The sequence below is a fragment of the Acinetobacter yuyunsongii genome (genome assembly GCF_041021915.1).
Lineage (GTDB): Bacteria > Pseudomonadota > Gammaproteobacteria > Pseudomonadales > Moraxellaceae > Acinetobacter.
This window is the reverse complement of record NZ_CP157435.1, coordinates 1194516-1212277: the sequence shown is the minus strand read 5'-3', so window position 1 is coordinate 1212277 and position 17762 is coordinate 1194516. Positions and strand designations below refer to the sequence as shown.

9 protein-coding genes and 5 pseudogenes are annotated in these 17762 nt (G+C 33.6%); 5 read left to right on the top strand and 9 right to left on the bottom strand.

Annotated features, from left to right (window positions below; genetic code table 11):
• The first annotated feature begins 119 nt into the window (after nt 1–119).
• A complete protein-coding gene (locus tag ABLB98_RS05790; RefSeq protein ID WP_348883545.1) occupies nt 120–1418 on the top strand; it encodes a sigma-54 dependent transcriptional regulator in 1299 nt (432 codons plus the stop codon).
• 51 nt (nt 1419–1469) lie between these two features.
• Here the strand turns inward: ABLB98_RS05790 and ABLB98_RS05785 are convergent, their stop codons facing one another.
• The 7 genes and pseudogenes from ABLB98_RS05785 to ABLB98_RS05755 form a co-directional block, all read right to left on the bottom strand.
• A complete protein-coding gene (locus ABLB98_RS05785) occupies nt 1470–3935 on the bottom strand; it encodes an acyl-CoA dehydrogenase (protein ID WP_348883546.1) in 2466 nt (821 codons plus the stop codon).
• Nucleotides 3936–4206: 271 nt separating this feature from the next.
• A pseudogene (locus ABLB98_RS05780) lies at nt 4207–4697 on the bottom strand (IS5 family transposase); the annotation flags it as partial.
• A 132-nt stretch (nt 4698–4829) separates the two neighbouring features.
• A complete protein-coding gene (locus ABLB98_RS05775; RefSeq protein WP_004662783.1) occupies nt 4830–5102 on the bottom strand; it encodes a hypothetical protein in 273 nt (90 codons plus the stop codon).
• Nucleotides 5103–6282: 1180 nt separating this feature from the next.
• Complete coding sequence (locus ABLB98_RS05770; RefSeq protein WP_112987680.1) at nt 6283–6822, bottom strand: IS630 family transposase; 540 nt, start codon at nt 6820–6822, stop codon at nt 6283–6285.
• Nucleotides 6818–7294: pseudogene (locus ABLB98_RS05765) on the bottom strand (transposase). The gene ABLB98_RS05770 and the pseudogene ABLB98_RS05765 overlap by 5 nt, the downstream one beginning before the upstream one ends.
• A 430-nt stretch (nt 7295–7724) precedes the next feature.
• A complete protein-coding gene (locus ABLB98_RS05760) occupies nt 7725–9578 on the bottom strand; it encodes a phospholipase D-like domain-containing protein (protein ID WP_086222951.1) in 1854 nt (617 codons plus the stop codon).
• A gap of 11 nt (nt 9579–9589) precedes the next feature.
• Nucleotides 9590–10849, bottom strand: coding sequence for an AAA domain-containing protein (locus ABLB98_RS05755; RefSeq protein WP_369028928.1), 1260 nt, complete (start codon nt 10847–10849; stop codon nt 9590–9592).
• Nucleotides 10850–10891: 42 nt separating this feature from the next.
• On the opposite strand from ABLB98_RS05755, the gene ABLB98_RS05750 reads away from it, so the two are divergent.
• Nucleotides 10892–11920: a transposase gene (locus ABLB98_RS05750; protein WP_081399852.1), complete on the top strand. Its 1029-nt coding sequence runs from the start codon at nt 10892–10894 to the stop codon at nt 11918–11920.
• Here the strand turns inward: ABLB98_RS05750 and ABLB98_RS05745 are convergent.
• A complete protein-coding gene (locus ABLB98_RS05745) occupies nt 11911–14166 on the bottom strand; it encodes an AAA domain-containing protein (protein WP_348883722.1) in 2256 nt (751 codons plus the stop codon). The genes ABLB98_RS05750 and ABLB98_RS05745 overlap by 10 nt on opposite strands.
• 323 nt (nt 14167–14489) lie before the next feature.
• Here ABLB98_RS05745 and ABLB98_RS05740 point away from each other — a divergent pair.
• From ABLB98_RS05740 to ABLB98_RS05730, 3 pseudogenes are all read left to right on the top strand, one after another.
• A pseudogene (locus tag ABLB98_RS05740) lies at nt 14490–14902 on the top strand (transposase); the annotation flags it as partial.
• A gap of 68 nt (nt 14903–14970) precedes the next feature.
• A pseudogene (locus tag ABLB98_RS05735) lies at nt 14971–15162 on the top strand (transposase); the annotation flags it as partial.
• Between the two features lie 157 nt (nt 15163–15319).
• Nucleotides 15320–16027, top strand: a pseudogene (locus tag ABLB98_RS05730) (integrase core domain-containing protein); the annotation flags it as partial.
• Nucleotides 16028–16646: 619 nt separating this feature from the next.
• Here the strand turns inward: ABLB98_RS05730 and ABLB98_RS05725 are convergent.
• The gene (locus ABLB98_RS05725; RefSeq protein ID WP_081399852.1) at nt 16647–17675 is read right to left on the bottom strand and encodes a transposase; all 1029 of its coding nucleotides are present in this window, start codon (nt 17673–17675) and stop codon (nt 16647–16649) included.
• Between the last annotated feature and the right edge of the window lie 87 nt (nt 17676–17762).

The window sequence follows — 17762 nt, the reverse complement described above, 5'->3', positions numbered from 1 at the left end:
ATATTCAAATAAAACAATATATTAATTAATAATATTTAATTTTAAACAAAATCACCATTTCATTAATGTTGCACAATATGTTTCAATTGTTTCAAATGAAAAACATTCGATGAAACACCATGCACCAAGCGATTGATTTTGATACTCAAGCTGATTTAGAGAGCTTTTTGTTTAAATTGCAAACCCTCATGTTAGATAGCTCCTTTCTTATCTTAGATCAATCTAAGCAGCGTTTTGTGTATGAATTGAACGATAAAAAAATCAATAATTCGTTATTTCAAACTTTAAAAAAAACAATACAACATCATGAGCTTGAAATCGGACGACATATGATGAGTGATGCGGCTCAATCCATCGAGCTGTTTTGCCATCGTCATCCTATTAGAATTATCGATCAGCACTTTGAGGGAACCTTATATTTATTACAATCCACTCAAGTCATACAGAAAATAAAACAAGATCAAAACATCCCAACTTTAGAGCAGACTTTTCATAGCCATTCGCCAGAAATGCAACGCATGTTTTCCATTATTCAACGTGTTGCAGTTACAGAATTCCCAGTTCTAGTTCGCGGTGAATCTGGTAGTGGAAAAGAACTGGTTGCGCAGGCTATTCATGATCATAGTCAGCGGAAAAATAACGTATTTATTGCCATTAACTGTGCAGCTTTAAATGCCAATATTCTGGAAAGCGAATTATTTGGTCATGTTAAGGGGGCTTTTACAGGGGCGATTCGAGAACATAAAGGCGTATTTGAACGTGCTGCAGGCGGAACACTTTTTTTAGATGAAATCGCTGAAATTCCATTAGAACTTCAAGCAAAATTATTAAGAGTTCTTGAGACTGGTGAATTTACACCTTTAGGTGGAGAAAAATCGATTAGAGCGAATGTCCGTATTATCACCGCTACTCATCGAGCGTTACGAGAAGAAGCTCGCCTTGGACGCTTCCGTCAAGATTTATTATATCGACTGCGTGTTATTCCAATTTTTGTTCCACCACTGCGTGATCGTAAGCAAGATATTCTATATATTGCAGATTATATTTTATCTGAACAACACAATGTTTTTGGTACATCGACTAAATTATCTAATTCAGCATTACAAACCTTAATGCAATATGATTGGCCCGGAAATGTCCGTGAATTAAAAAATACGCTCCTTTACGCACTGACCATGGCAAACGAGAAGTCTGAAATAGATGTTTGCGATTTACCCGATGAAATTATTGATAAACAACATATTTCACCTTCAAACTCAATCATTGAAGATGAACCATTACTGATCTCGGATAAAATCAATAAAGAAACAATACGGAAAACATTAATTCAATACCAAAATGATCTTTCACTCGCAGCAAAAGCACTGGGTATGAGTCGAACCACACTTTGGCGCTATCGTAAAAAATTTAATTTATAAAAAATAAAAAAGCGAGACTTGGATATCTCGCTTTTTTATTGACCACCTTATCTAACTTTTCAAATGAGGGTTCCCAAGAGACAGGTCATTTTCTAAATGCTGATCAAATATATCAGTCAGCATACTGTCGTAGCGTTTAGCATTATATTTTAAAAGCTGTTCCGCTTCATTTGCAGTAATAAAACCCACTGCAACTGCATCTGTAATATGTTCCTCAAAAGTCAGTCCCTTAAACTGATCTTTCGATTCAGCTTTTTTAAACTTATCCCAAAGCGGCTGCAATGTTAGCAACATTTGGAAGGTTGATTCCATGCGCCCCATCACATCTGTTTCATCGGTTGTGTAATAAACATGTTTTTTCAATTCCGCTCTAAAAGAATTTTCTTTAACTAGTAATTGAGCAACTTGTTGTTTAAGTTCATCCGATGGTTTTGTGACTGGTCGACCAAATGGGAAACTGATTAATTTCACCAATGTCGCAGCAATTTTCACAGGGAAATTTTCATACAATCCAAAGAATGCTTCCTGAGCATTATAGAGAGCCTTATTTAATGCTAATTCTGCATGTTTTTGATCCGACTCAGTTCTTTGTCCATGCTCATAATAATTAAGAATCGCTGTTGCAATAAATAAATGGGCATGAATATCTGCTAAACGACCTGAAAGCATTTCCTTACGTTTTAAATCTCCAGCCAATATTCCCAATGCCATGTCTGCCGTCAAAGCAAAATCAGCACTCATACGATTGATCATTGCATAATATGGTTTTGAGAAATCATCAGCCGATGAAGAGCCCTCTTTACTCCCCCCTGTGAGACCAAATGCAAGCGCTTTTGCAGCACGATTAAAAGTATAAGCAAGATGTTTAAATAACAGAGTATTGAATTTTTTTAGAGCACTCTCTTTATTGTCTGATTGCAATAATTGCAGTTCTTCAAATAAATACGGATGGCATCTCATGGAACCTTGACCGAAAATCATCAAAGAACGCGTAAGAATATTTGCCCCTTCTACCGTAATTGCAACAGGTATGGATTGATAAGTTAAAGCCATAAAATTACGTGGTCCTAGCTGAATCGCACGTCCACCAACGACATCCATACCATGATTAATCACTTTTCTCATGGTTTCAGTCGCATAGTATTTTGCCATAGCTGTCATGACGGCTGGAGTCCCACCCTGATTCAAGCCACAAGTCACCATATATCTAAATGACTCAAGCATATAGGCATCACTGGCAATATCACTAGTTGCCTCTTGCACACCTTCAAAATGCCCAACTGACACTTTAAACTGTTGTCGAACACTAGCAAATGCACCCACTAAAAGGTAACTCATCTCACCCGCAGCAGTCGCCAATGCAGGTAAAGAAATACCACGACCAACCCCAAGGCATTCCATCAACATGCGCCAACCTTTCCCTGCATTTTGTTGACCGCCAATAATCCAGTCGATTGGAATGAAAATGTCTGTTCCTTCCACCGTTCCATTCATAAATGGCGCACCAGGATTATGGCGTGCACCTATTTTTATGCCTTCATGACTTGCAGGTATTAATGCACAGGTAATGCCATATTCGCTTTTACTTTTATCACCCAATAGACCATCTGGATCGTACAACTTAAACGCCAAACCAATTACCGTTGCAATCGGTGCAAGCGTAATCCATCGTTTAGAAAAATTCATTTTCAGACCAAGAACTTCTTGTCCTTGATAAGACCCATAACAGACTATACCTGTATCTGGAATCGCTCCCGCATCAGAACCAGCTTCTGGACTGGTTAAGCCAAAGCAAGGAATTTCTGTACCATTTGCTAAGCCGGGTAAATAACGTTGCTTCTGTGCAGTTGTACCGTAATGTAGCAATAGTTCACCGGGACCAAGCGAGTTGGGCACCATACAACTCACTGCCGCAGTCAATGAACGTGATGCTATCTTGCTCATAATGCGGCTTTGAGCAAATGCTGAAAATTGTTTTCCCCCAAATGATTTTGGAATGATGAGTCCTAAAAAACCTTTATCTTTAATAAACTGCCAAACTTCAGGAGGTAAATTTTTATTTTTGTGGTGAATTTTCCATTCATCAAGCATGGAGCAAAGTTGTTGAACTTCATTGTCTATAAAAGATTGTTCTTCTACAGAAAGTTTTGGATATGGATATTGATCGAACTTTTCCCAATCAGGCACTCCCATAAATAATTCTTTTTCCCACCAACTTGTACCTGCTTCCAAAGCCTCTCTTTCTGTAATACTCATGCTAGGCATTGCTTTGGAAAGAATATTAAATGCAGGTTTAGCAATTAACGCTTCACGTAATGGTGCAACAAGTAAAATAATACTCATTAAAATGATGGGAATACCAACCACTAAACTCCAAGGTGTAATAAAAATCGCGCATAGAATCGCAGTAGCGATAGCCACAATACTACCAATTGTTCGATTGAGTTCGAAATAAAATGCAGCCCACAACACAAAAAACTGAATCAACAAGCTAAGCAATATCAATACGAGAGTCATAATTACTCCTTTGCCTTCAACTTGAACTGAGAAAGATGATTTATTTGAATTACTTCATGTTTAAACTTAGATGGAAATAGGTGAAAAAAGCGTGAATTTTTATTCTACAGATTGGATTGATTTTTTTTAAATTCGCTACCAAACATTACACAACCGCATCAAGATAAGACCTCTTGCGAAAGTCGTTATTGCAAGTTTATCTGGTTTACTAGTGCAGCGAGGCTTTGTTGCCAAAAGTTTGAAAGAGAATGCTACCCTAATTGAGCTAAATTCAAGTGATAACTTGGATATGAGGTCGACCTAATTTTGTGAATTTATTCAAAACTGCTACATGTGCATGAATCTCATTTACCTGACTAGGAAAACTCCTTGCTGTGAATTTATCACCTAATAATTTGATGCAATGCATTTTGGTTTCCACTAAACTTCGATGATGATAACCCAACCATTTTTTCCAAATTGACCTACCTAGCCTTTTGACTGTTTTTAATAATTCATTCCTCTCGAAATATATCAATTTCTTATCTTTCCAAAGCTTTGCATTCTTCCTAGGGGGAATGACTGCATGTGCATCTCGATCTAAAATGACTTGCCGGCAGTGCTTTGTATCATAAGCACCATCTGTATAGACTAAATCAATTCGTTCATCCAACGGAATTTGATCAAGCAAATCACCAAGCACCTGTGAATAACTCACATTGTTTGTTGTGAGCTGAACTACTCGTATTTGATATGAAGTTTGCGCCATTGGCGACGATATTCAGTATCAAAATTATAAAATTGATTTTATTTTCGATAAAATAGTTTTATATAAAAAGACCACGTCAAGGGGATGACGTGGCGAAAAACTGAAATATATAACTCACTATACACAGCATATAATCAAGCTATGTATTAACTTTTCGCAATGTTATCGAGTAGTTCTGGTTCCAACATAAAGAAATCTCGTCCAAAATTTTCCAATGGAATATCAGAAAGGTTAATTTGGTATTCAATATCACCGTTAAAAAAACTTTGAGATTTTTGTATCGAACGTTCCCAACCGAATTCCTTACCACATTGCTTGAGCAAATATTGATAAACCTTTGCATCATTGACTCTTAACAAGAATGCATCATCAGATAACTGATGTATCGAGACATTTTCGGAATATTGCACATCAATCATGATCTACCTCCTAGAATGAATGATCAAATGGATATTAGTTATCATTATAGATAATTGCTTATTATTCAACCATTTTTTAATATTTATTTTTAGTTATTAAATATTTAAGTCATATTTTTGAAATAAACAACAAGACTGGAAGCGATGTGGCGAAAATTGTCACTAATGCTAGCTTTCTTCTCTGTCAAATTACTAGCGATAAAGAGTAGGTCTTTGGCTGCATAAAATCAAAAAGTGCAAATTCTCATAATAATACTTCCCATTAAAACCAATGATGTTCTAAAAAATTATTATTTATACAAGCCTAAATACATAAAACAGCATTGATTCGATCTTGATCTGTGATTAAGTTTAATCCATTCATTACCTAAAATATTCTCCATAACAACTTCTATATTTTCTGATGGGTAAACTATTTTCCAAATTAAGTTAGTAGACACTAAAAAGATTCAGTTTAAATTATTCAACGGTAAATGAATAACATCTTAATTGTTTAGAATTGTCTTCTATAGAAAACAATCATTATAACCTCAGACAACTGACAGTATTTTTTTAAATGTGTACCCTATCTTTTGAATAATTACTACTGAATTTAGGCAGATCAAACCGTCATTCACATCTATTCTACTTTGAAAGAGTCAGTTAAGTTGTTCGAAGTATAGGCTTGTATATTGTTAGCATTTCAAACTGACGATTAGCTAATTCTCAATTGCTCCTTACAAGTTTTATCCCATGTAATTCAATCCAATATTGGATGTGGGGTAGGTTTAGGGGTAAAACCAGAGGTAAGAAAAAAGCCCTTGTAAAAACAAGGGCTTTTTTAAATATTTGGCGGAAGCGGTGAGATTCGAACTCACTAAAATACTTTTCAATAGATTCTATTAAAGTTTAGTTCATTATTTATCAATTAATTACACTTCAATAGAATCTTTTAGATTTTATTATTTGTGCCAAGTTTTGTGTCAAAGTCTTTTATAAAGCTATACTCATTCTCAAGAATTTCATTCCAATAAATGACGAAATTTTACTAGTAAATTGATAGTAGCCCTATTCACAACCAGACCTAAATTCCCATTGCTGATAAGTTTTAGCTTTATTAAACATTTCTAGCTCTCCATCTTTGAATAAGGTTTTTATAGGTTTCTTCGTAGACGAACTTTTTACCCCGCATAAGTATCAACTAAAAAGTAAACATGTATTCATTACCAAAACCCTTTGAAATCTGCCCAACCCAACGCTCTATTTGATCTGCCTTCATCACCTTAAAATCCCGCCAGTTATACTTCATCTGCTTCCAAACCATCTCAATTCTATTCAGCTCAGGACTATACGCAGGTAGAAAATACAAAGTCGTTGAATACTCTTGTACAAGAAGCTTGCGCCAATCTACCATCTGTTTGCTGCAATGAATCGAGGCATTGTCAACAATCAACACCAAAGGAACTTGATAGCTGCGTTTCACCTGTGCTGCTACACCCATCAAATAGGCATAAAACCAGCGACTGTTAACGGATTCCTGTAGGCAACTGGTGATCAGATGACCCGTTGACAGCAGACAACCCATCACATTAACTCGCTTTAGTCTTACAGCATCAACCGCATGAACATCGCCTATCTTTGTCCATGCATAACGGTTATCTGGCGTAGCCGAAAATCCTGTTTCGTCGACATAGCCCAATACAATTTCACCACGTGCCGCTTGCTCACGTAATGCTTCAATCTGCTGTTGCGCTTGTCCAAATGCGGTCGGGTCTCTTTTTTTTCAAGCTGTGGCGGGTGCGTTTGAAGACCATGCCTGAATCTCGCAAAAACTTGCGAAGAGTTTCAACAGACACGGACACACCGTGTTTTTCATGCAGTTTGACTCGGATTTGTTCTGCATTGAGTGGGCTTGTGTTGACCCACTCTAAGATTTGAGCCTGATAGTTTGAGGTCAGTGTATTGGGACGGCCTGAGCGATGACCTTCTTGAATCGATTCAAACTGATGTAGCTCCCAATGTCGGCGTTGTAGCCTTATGGTTTCTGGGATACGCTCTTGTAACGCAGCAACTTCGGCAACAGTTTTACCTTCGGAAAGCCAGAGAATGGTTTGGGCACGTTGTCTTTCACGCTAATGTGCTGCATGCTTGGTCAAGAGAATTAGTTGTGCACGCTGTTCTAAGCTGAGTGGGACAGTAACAATCCGTGGCATGTGCAAACATCGTTTAACCAAAAATGTCTTTTCGCATGTTTAGTTGTTTTTGTCAACTTATGGGCTCCAGCCATAAATAAGCTCTGTGCCTTCTGGAATTCAAAGCATGGCGGGCGTGACATTATGTTATTGACCATTGGCAGTAAGCTCAATTTAGAGGGACAATATCATTTAGATTTCTTTGAACCTTTTAGGAAGCGAATGTGTATTAGAAATCATTGAATATTATGGAAATTAATTTGACGAATTGCCAAATTTGAATTGTAGGAAATACTCATTATAAAAGACTTGTAAGTATTTCTACTTATAAGTCTTTAAATCTTGGCAGGATATCCTCTACCATACTAAATTATAACCATATGATTTACATTAATTTTAAATAAAAAAATAATGAGACACACGGTGATACAAATATCATATTCCTAATTAATTAGGAACCATTAAAATGCTGAACAAACTCTTGTTCAATTTTAGGATGATTGATATATACACCTATCTCATGATTATTGTCAAAGTCATTTGCTTGCGTGGATAACGAGTTCGCAGAAAGCCAATTTAAGCTAGTAATGACAATGTGATTTTTGTCCCAAGCTAAAATTTTACTATGATTTCGTTTCCTACTTGTATCGTGTTTCAAATTAATTTTTTCGTTAACTTCATTTTTCAAAGTCTGACTAAATCTTTGAATTTGATCATGTGTAAGTTGCTCTGAATCAGATGTATACCAAGCTTTAATTTTTTGTGCTTTTGAATGCTTTAATCCTGCCCATACAGCCCTATTAATATTAAAAGAAATTTTGTCACTAAGAATATATATTCTTTCTTTTGCTCGCTGAGCTAAATTCAGCACTTTATAGTGGTCATACTTTAAAAGTAGATTAACTTTAGCAATTTGATCATCTTCATGTCCCTCAAGAGATTTAGATGGAGGAATTTGATTACTTAATCTCGATAATTTTTTTGTTAACTCATTTGACAAATAACTGCGACCCGTCGCAATACTAGCTGCTAGATTTAATAACTTTTTTGCGAAATCATTATCTTTAATTAAAACTGAGCCTTCATATCTATCAAAATTAGTATAGAACCAATTACATGAGCCAATAATCGAGATGCAATCTGACTCTTGTGTATCAAAAATAATAAATTTTGCATGAGATCCTGTTTGAATTTTATGTAAATAGAATAAGCCATAATAGTCATTCTCTATTTTCTCAAAATATTCTTTTATCGCATCAAAATTACTGTCATCTTCAATCATTTGATCTTTACCCCACAATAAATAAACAATTACGCCCCTCTTTAATGCAGAAATAATTGAGTCTATTGTGAAATTAAAATTCCATTTACCAATGAAAGTCGAATGAATTATCACATAGCTTTTTGAATCATTAAAAGCTGACTTAAAGTTTTCTAAATGTTTCGTAGATCCAAGAATCAACTCAATATTTTCACGTAAGATATTGAATTCATAGCTTGGTTCCAGATCTAATGGTGTATAACTAGAATTTACTTTCCGAACTGAAGCCTTACTTTTAGCATGTAACCTCTCAGCGATATGATTTGATATCTGCTTTAACGATGTAGCAGAAAAAATTCCTTTGCTATTTTCAGATTGCTCATTATCAAACTTAGTCTTAAATGAACTATGGACAACACCTTTCACAACATTAATATTAAATACAACGTATTTATAATCGCTAGTCGTTAAAAACAAATTAACTGGTGGTATATAAGTAACAATCTCTTCATCATCTTTTATTATACATTTTTCAGCTTTATTTACATCGATAATTTTAAAATGATTATTACTAATATCATCTAAGAAAATAAAATTATCATAAGTTCTTTCAAACTCTTTAACTTGAGTATAACTATATAAATTAATATTATTATTCAGCAGACCGATGTGATCACCATTTGTAAAATTAACAATAAACTCTCTCTTAGTATTAATTTTTTTTGGTGATTGTGGTAAAGATTTCATATCAGCCACTCTTAGTCCATAGGCAGTAATCTGCAAATAAATTTTATTTTCATCTTGAACCAATGTAATCCAATCAAGTTTAATAAATGGCAAAATGATCTGTATAAGCAGTTGCCTATTTAAATTTGATTCAGCCACAAGATCGTCTAAAGTTACTCTTTCACGTGCAATTCTTCTAATAACAATAAGGTCCAAAACACTCCATTGTGAGCTCTTCCGTAAAGTAACATCAGAAATAGAATATCCAAATGGTATAGCTACTAAATAATGATTATTTTTTGCTGATTGTGCTTTCATAATTTTTCATCTTATAGAGTAGAGGCATCATGGAATGTGCAATATTGAGGATTACGTACCAATTTTATCAACTGCTCAATAAAAGCTGCCTCAATTGGCAATTCTTTATGATTCAATGCACTATTGACCCAATAATCAAACATACCTATAGAACCAACAATAATGAGATGAAATTTAGCTCTGCTAAACATAACATTCATTCTTCGTTCATCTATTAAAAAGCCCAAAGCACTATAAATATCATTATTTATGTTATTTCTAACTAGACTAATAATCACCAAATCAGCTTCGCCACCTTGGAATGAATCACAAGTTTTGCAAATTTCATTCTCAGATATAATTTCAAAATCTTTTCTAATTAGCTCCTTTAAGACACCATTAGTTTTTAAATATTCATTAATATAATTAACTTGTTTAGCGTAAGGGGATAATAAAACAATTGATGGTTTTTTAATAAAATTAGATTTTTTATAAATACAATTTAAGATATCTTCAATTATTAAAACCTCAGATTTGTTAACAAAGTTTTCCTCTAAAATTTTTATAACACTTGAATCAGAATAAGGCTCCTTTACATTTAACCAAGTAAATCTTTTAGAGTTTTCTAAATCTACCTTCTTAAAATCTTTAAAATAAAAAGGTCTATTACAATCATCTAAATAAAAAACCTTTCTTGATTCATTATCTAACAACTTATAATCATAAAATACTTTTGTAATAATTTTAGAAATATCTGGATGCATCCTATATTGCTCAGATATCATACTACCAAAGTTAATCTTCGACTTATTCGATTTATTAATATCAACTTCCTCAAATAAATATTTAAAAAGTGAATAATATTCAATAGATTTTTCTATGGCAGGTAAATATTTATCTTGTACAAATTTTAGCAACTCATCCATATCAGCATCATCATCATTTAACTTTGGTTTTATATCTGTAAATATTTCTAGCAAACTATATAAACCGCTATCATGAACTATACTATTTTTAAATTTCCCCTTTGTTATAAAACTTATAATTTTATCCAAATTTAAATTTTCTGGGACCATAATTTTTTTGAAATCTTTTTCAAAAAAAGTTGGTAATTGTTTATGATCTCCAATTAATAACCTTTTGTAAGATAGAAGAAGTGGACTAATAAGATCATTAGTCGAAGCTTTTGCTGCCTCTTCCATTATACTCCAATCGAAATAACAATTATTATCAAGCATTTTTTCGATTGTTTTAGAATTTGTAGTTGTTAAAATAATATAGGACTTACGCATTGACGGATTCAAAAAAGTATTAAAATAGTTTATAAAGTATCTGTGATCAGACGAACTAAACATGCTTCTACAGCAACTTGTACATTACCCATTTATATGGGCTTTCTCATGACAGAACCGAACTCTATTAGCTGCACACAACTTGCCGAGACTTATAATATCTCGCATGATAGTGTAAATCGCTTTCTGGAGCGTGAAGACTACACACCTCACGACCTATATCAAGAAGCAATTCAACATATTGATAATAATAAACTTATAGTCAGTATTGATGATACTGTTTTAGATAAACCATATAGTCAACATATGGACTTGGTTAGCTATTTTTGGTCAGGCAAACACCACCGATCCGTCAAGGGGATTAATCTCATTACCCTGTATGCGACAGATCAGAATGGTCAAAATATTCCAATTAATTTCCGAATTTATGACAAATCTGAGGGTAAAACCAAGAATGATTACTTTATGGATATGTTAAGTGAAGTACTTAGTTGGGGTGCAAAGATTCAATTTATTACAGGTGATAGTTGGTATTCATCGACTGGAAATCTAAAAACCATAAGAAAATATGGTATTCGATTTATGTTTGGTATCGACTGTAACCGTAAGGTTTCCCCAGAAAAAGGACAATGGTTTCAACTGCGTTTATTGCCAGATTTTCATCAGGGTCAAGTGGTCTGGCTCAAAGATTTTGGCTTTGTACAATTATTTAAGACTCAGTTAAAAGAACAGCAGAGGTTTTATATTGTGCATCAAGATGAAGATGATTTATTGTCCTTTGAGGGTTTTCATGAATTACATTCAAGTCATTGGAAAATAGAGCAATATCACCGAGTGATTAAACAGGTTTGTCATATTGAAAAGTTTCAAGTAAGACGATCTAAACTGATTTTGAATCATATTTTTGCAGCCTTGATGGCCTACGTCGAGATACAAAAGAACCAGTTTGAGCGGATCTTTGAAAATGTATATCGTTGGCAGAAGAAATTATTTAGACCAATCATCAAAGACTTCATTGATGACTTTATTCTCGATAAAAATCATCTCCTACCACAGAGAATCTATAAATAATAGTGCGTAAGTCCTATAATATTTGCACTGCTTAAAATTTTATCATAAAAATTATAATTTTCCTTATTATGCTTAAACTTATCCATATCCTGTCTTAAATCTATATTTGTAGAATATGATTCTTTCCATAATTTACTGATATATACGGGTTCTAAATGCTCCAATAATGTATTAGATATAATTGATTTAGCTTCATGATCACTATTATTAAAAGCTTTGATCATTACTAATTTTTTTTCAAATTCACATTTATCAATTTCATCACTCAACACTTCTACAGTAGAGTGACTTTGAGCACTTAATACTATTTTGCTAAATGGTTCATTTTTGAAGATCTGTTCAACTAAAGTTTTGACTAAAAATGTTTTTCCTACTCCTGGAGGACCTTGAACTATATAATTTGGATATGTGTTTAAAGCTTTTTCAAATACTTCTTTTTTTGAATCATCCAGTTCTTGATAACCATCAACATATTGAAGCTTAGAGTTATAGATTTTTGTATTCTTCTTTGGAAATATAAGACTATTTAATAGGTTTGTATTTTTAACAAGTAATGTTATAGCCTTATTTTTTCTTAAAAGCGAAGAATGATTTCCTAATAATGACTTCGGATACATAAACATATGCTGATTTATTTTACCGACCACTTCGCTAATTTTTTCTGGATTTTCAGAGTCTATTTTAGAATCTAAGAAATACTCATAATTTTTATTAAATCCACTAGAAAATAATCTGTATCTAAAATCTTCATTATCCTCACCATGAGCACTATAAAACTCTCTCTTATTTTCAGGTTTAACGTTAGAAATTATCCATTCCACATCTGGATTATCCCTATAAAACTTATTAAAACACTCAGAAACTGTTTTTTTACAAAGAGCTCTATTAATTGCTTCAGATTGCAAATCAGTATTTAATTTTACTTTAATTTTTTCCTTATCCTCCAAAATATCTACCACTTCAACCGAGTATATTTGAGAGTAATAATCAGCAATATCTATAGCCTGAGATATAAGAATACTATTAATGAAGTTTTTCACATTTTCATCTAGTTCAATTTTATTTTTAAAAGCTGATAACAATCTAGACCAATCATTTTTTTTATTTTTTTCCCGCCCTACATCTACTACAATATCAAACTCTTTAAACTCTTTTTCGTGTTTAGCATAAAAAGGAATACTTTGATATATATCAATTAAAACCATTTTATCTGTTGTATAAACACCCATGAAATTTTTAGATTTTTCTATGTTGTATAAAAACTTCTCACCTTGAATAAAATACTTATTCACACCCTGCTTATAGTGTAAAGCTTTAAACATACCAACTTTATTAAGCTTATTAATATCACTTTTAATAAATTCAATTATATTTCCATGATCAACTCCTTCTATTAACTTATTTATTTCTCCTAAAAAATCGTCCTCTTTTCTAGTAATAATATGTAAATAATATTCCGTACTATTCTCCTCTTGAACGTCTAATTGCTGTAAAATTTCATCTAAATCGTTTAAAATATCTTCATCATTTATTTTCTTAGAACTCATATGTTTATAGAAGAAATACACTTCTTTTCGAGTAAATATTTCATCTATTTCTTTTATTTTTTTTATATTAAATATTTCTTCAGCCAACCTTAAATAATCCATCCAATCATTATTATATGAACTTTCTAGAAGAACCCCATAATTTTTTTTATTATAGTTGAATCTACCTAACTCAAGCATCCATTCGAAGCCAGTTAACTTAAAATCACTTGGTATTTCATCATCAATATTTACAATTATTGATTTTGTATTAATACTCCTATGCAAAAAACCATTTTCATGTAATAGATTTAAGCCTTCTGCTATATTCTTTAAATTTCCCCATATCTTAAACCTTAATTCTTTATCCCTTAATTTACCTTTACTATTCCAATTAGTATTTTTTTTATAAAAAGTCTCATAATCAATTTCATCAATCTTAATTTTGTAGGTTGTTACAAAACAATCTTCATATTCTTTTGCATCATCTATGATCAATAAATATTTTTCTGCATTTGGTGAGTTTTTTAAAAAAATTAGCTGTCTTATTTCTTGCAACCAAATTTCTTTTACACTTTGATCAAATATTTTTTCCCATAATTTTACCAAATAGACATCACTATCCTCATCTACACACTTATATAATTTATAAGATGTATGCTCATCGTCAGCTAATAAGTAGGATTCCTCAAAATTTTGTTCTATATCAAATTTCAACATTTTTTTCATTGCAGTTTTAAATTTTACAAATTATACACATTTAGTGGTGATCCTAGCCAAAATAATGGACAATGATTCCCCCTAAAGCTAACATAATGTTAACTTTGAAGATACAAGAAATGGCTAAACGCTTTAGTCCTGAATTTAAACAACAAGCGATAGAGTGTGTACTGGCGAACTCACATGAACCATTAGCGGCCATAGTCAGAAAATTAGGTGTTGGTGATCTGTGCTTAAAAAACAGGAGGGTTTAACTTGGTAAACTATACATACTCATTAGGAGTTTAACTTGGTAAACTATACATACTCATTAGGAGTTTACCATGAGCAAGAAACAGAAGACTTACACCGCAGAATTTAAAGCTGAAGCCATAAAAGCCATTGAAGAGAACCAAGGTAATGTATCGGAATCCGCTAGACAACTTGGCATTTCAATGCAAACCCTTTCGAACTGGAATAACAAAGCAAAGGCTGGAACTTTAGCAGGCACAAAACAGTATTCGCCCGATCTAAACGCCTTACTCGAAGAAAATAAGAAGCTTAAACAACAGCTCAAAACAGCTGAAATGGAACGTGAATTTTTAAAAAAGGCAGCAGCGTACTTTGCCAAAGAAAGTCAGTGAGGTACGCCTATATGAAATCGCAAAGCCACTTATTTCCGATTATTTTAATGGCTCGATTACTTCGTGTATCCGTTTCTCGCTTTTATGATTGGCTAAAGCGAGGCATGAGTAAAAGTGATGTGTGCTTAAAAAACAGGAGGGTTTAACTTGGTAAACTATACATACTCATTAGGAGTTTACCATGAGCAAGAAACAGAAGACTTACACCGCAGAATTTAAAGCTGAAGCCATAAAAGCCATTGAAGAGAACCAAGGTAATGTATCGGAATCCGCTAGACAACTTGGCATTTCAATGCAAACCCTTTCGAACTGGAATAACAAAGCAAAGGCTGGAACTTTAGCAGGCACAAAACAGTATTCGCCCGATCTAAGCCAAAGCGGATATTACAAAATATATAGAGTTATTTTATAATCAGCGAAGAATTCAAAAAGGCTTGGATTTTAAGACACCAAATCAAATGGCAGAAGACTTTTATTGGTTCGCTGCCTAAAATCTCCCAAGTGAAAGTCTCCTGCTAATTCAGCACACATCAGAATTGATGAGGCTACACAGAATCTCGTTGTCCTAAGCGACTATCCATCTAGTACTATACACTTATCAAGTCAAACCGATTAAAAAAATCCGTCCTAAAGCAGATTTCATTCGTTATGAGCGCCCATTACCAGGCGATAGAATTCAAATGGATACCTGTAAATTGGGTCCTGGGCTATATCAGTACACATCTATCGATGACTGCACACGATATCGCGTTTTAAGGATATATAAACGCCGAACAGCAGCGAATACGCTCGACTTTTTAGATTGCGTAATTGAAGAAATGCCTTTTCCCATACAGCGAATACAGACCGATCGTGGGCGGGAATTTTTTGCTGAAAAAGTACAGAAAAAATTGATGCAGCATGGAATCAAATTTAGACCAAATAAACCAGGTTCACCTCATTTGAATGGCAAGGTAGAGCGTTCTCAAAAGACTGATAAATCTGAGTTCTACGCTACTGTCGATATTAATTCTGAAGATATCCAAGACAAGCTAGCCGAATGGCAGCATTACTATAACTGGATGAGACCACATTCAGCTTTGAAAGGTAAAACACCGATGGAAAGGTACTTTGAATTATGTGAAGAAACCCCTTTCTCTGATGAGGTCCAGAAGCAATACAACCCATCAAATGAACGGATTCAACACGCCAATTACAAGATGGATTTAGAGATCGCTAAATTGAAACGATCTCTATGAATCACACACATTATCAGCTAAATATTTTGCAGTACCACACCCTTTCTAAGTCATCTGTGCGATAAGAAAAGCCCCCCCTGAGGGGCTATCTTATTATAGAACATCGCTTCTTATTTAGATTTTTTTAAACGTGAGCGCATTTTACAGCAAAAAGTATATTTATGCTCAGACGGTTTTGTCTATTTGTGTCATTTCCCTTGAGCTGCTTGAGTAGCTTTCGCCTATAACAAACTTAATCAAAGCTGAGGTTATATTTCCGTTGAAGTTGGTTAATACTCAATTCAGTGGGTTCATTCCAATATTTTTCTACCCATGCTTTTTTATCATTGCGCCGTCCAATATTGTCTAATAAAAAAGTTTAAGTTCTTTACGTGCATACATAATTTGCCGTTCGGTCTGATTCAAGTTTTTAGCAATCTCCTTGACCTCTATATCTGTTCTAAAGATTTCCTGTTGGTGTTCAAGTAGCCAGTTTTTACAACGTTCACTATAAGTTAACTCAGGCTGTTGGAATTCTTTACATGTTCTCTGATAAGCAGCTTTAGCAGTGTTGTATGGATATATATACCTATATTTAATAAAAATTAAATAATTTATTGTTTTTAGGACTTACGCACTATTATTTATAGATTCTCTGTGGTAGGAGATGATTTTTATCGAGAATAAAGTCATCAATGAAGTCTTTGATGATTGGTCTAAATAATTTCTTCTGCCAACGATATACATTTTCAAAGATCCGCTCAAACTGGTTCTTTTGTATCTCGACGTAGGCCATCAAGGCTGCAAAAATATGATTCAAAATCAGTTTAGATCGTCTTACTTGAAACTTTTCAATATGACAAACCTGTTTAATCACTCGGTGATATTGCTCTATTTTCCAATGACTTGAATGTAATTCATGAAAACCCTCAAAGGACAATAAATCATCTTCATCTTGATGCACAATATAAAACCTCTGCTGTTCTTTTAACTGAGTCTTAAATAATTGTACAAAGCCAAAATCTTTGAGCCAGACCACTTGACCCTGATGAAAATCTGGCAATAAACGCAGTTGAAACCATTGTCCTTTTTCTGGGGAAACCTTACGGTTACAGTCGATACCAAACATAAATCGAATACCATATTTTCTTATGGTTTTTAGATTTCCAGTCGATGAATACCAACTATCACCTGTAATAAATTGAATCTTTGCACCCCAACTAAGTACTTCACTTAACATATCCATAAAGTAATCATTCTTGGTTTTACCCTCAGATTTGTCATAAATTCGGAAATTAATTGGAATATTTTGACCATTCTGATCTGTCGCATACAGGGTAATGAGATTAATCCCCTTGACGGATCGGTGGTGTTTGCCTGACCAAAAATAGCTAACCAAGTCCATATGTTGACTATATGGTTTATCTAAAACAGTATCATCAATACTGACTATAAGTTTATTATTATCAATATGTTGAATTGCTTCTTGATATAGGTCGTGAGGTGTGTAGTCTTCACGCTCCAGAAAGCGATTTACACTATCATGCGAGATATTATAAGTCTCGGCAAGTTGTGTGCAGCTAATAGAGTTCGGTTCTGTCATGAGAAAGCCCATATAAATGGGTAATGTACAAGTTGCTGTAGAAGCATGTTTAGTTCGTCTGATCACAGATACTTTATAAACTATTTTAATACTTTTTTGAATCCGTCAATGCGTAAGTCCTATCATCTTAAAATCCTATAAATAATCTTTCAC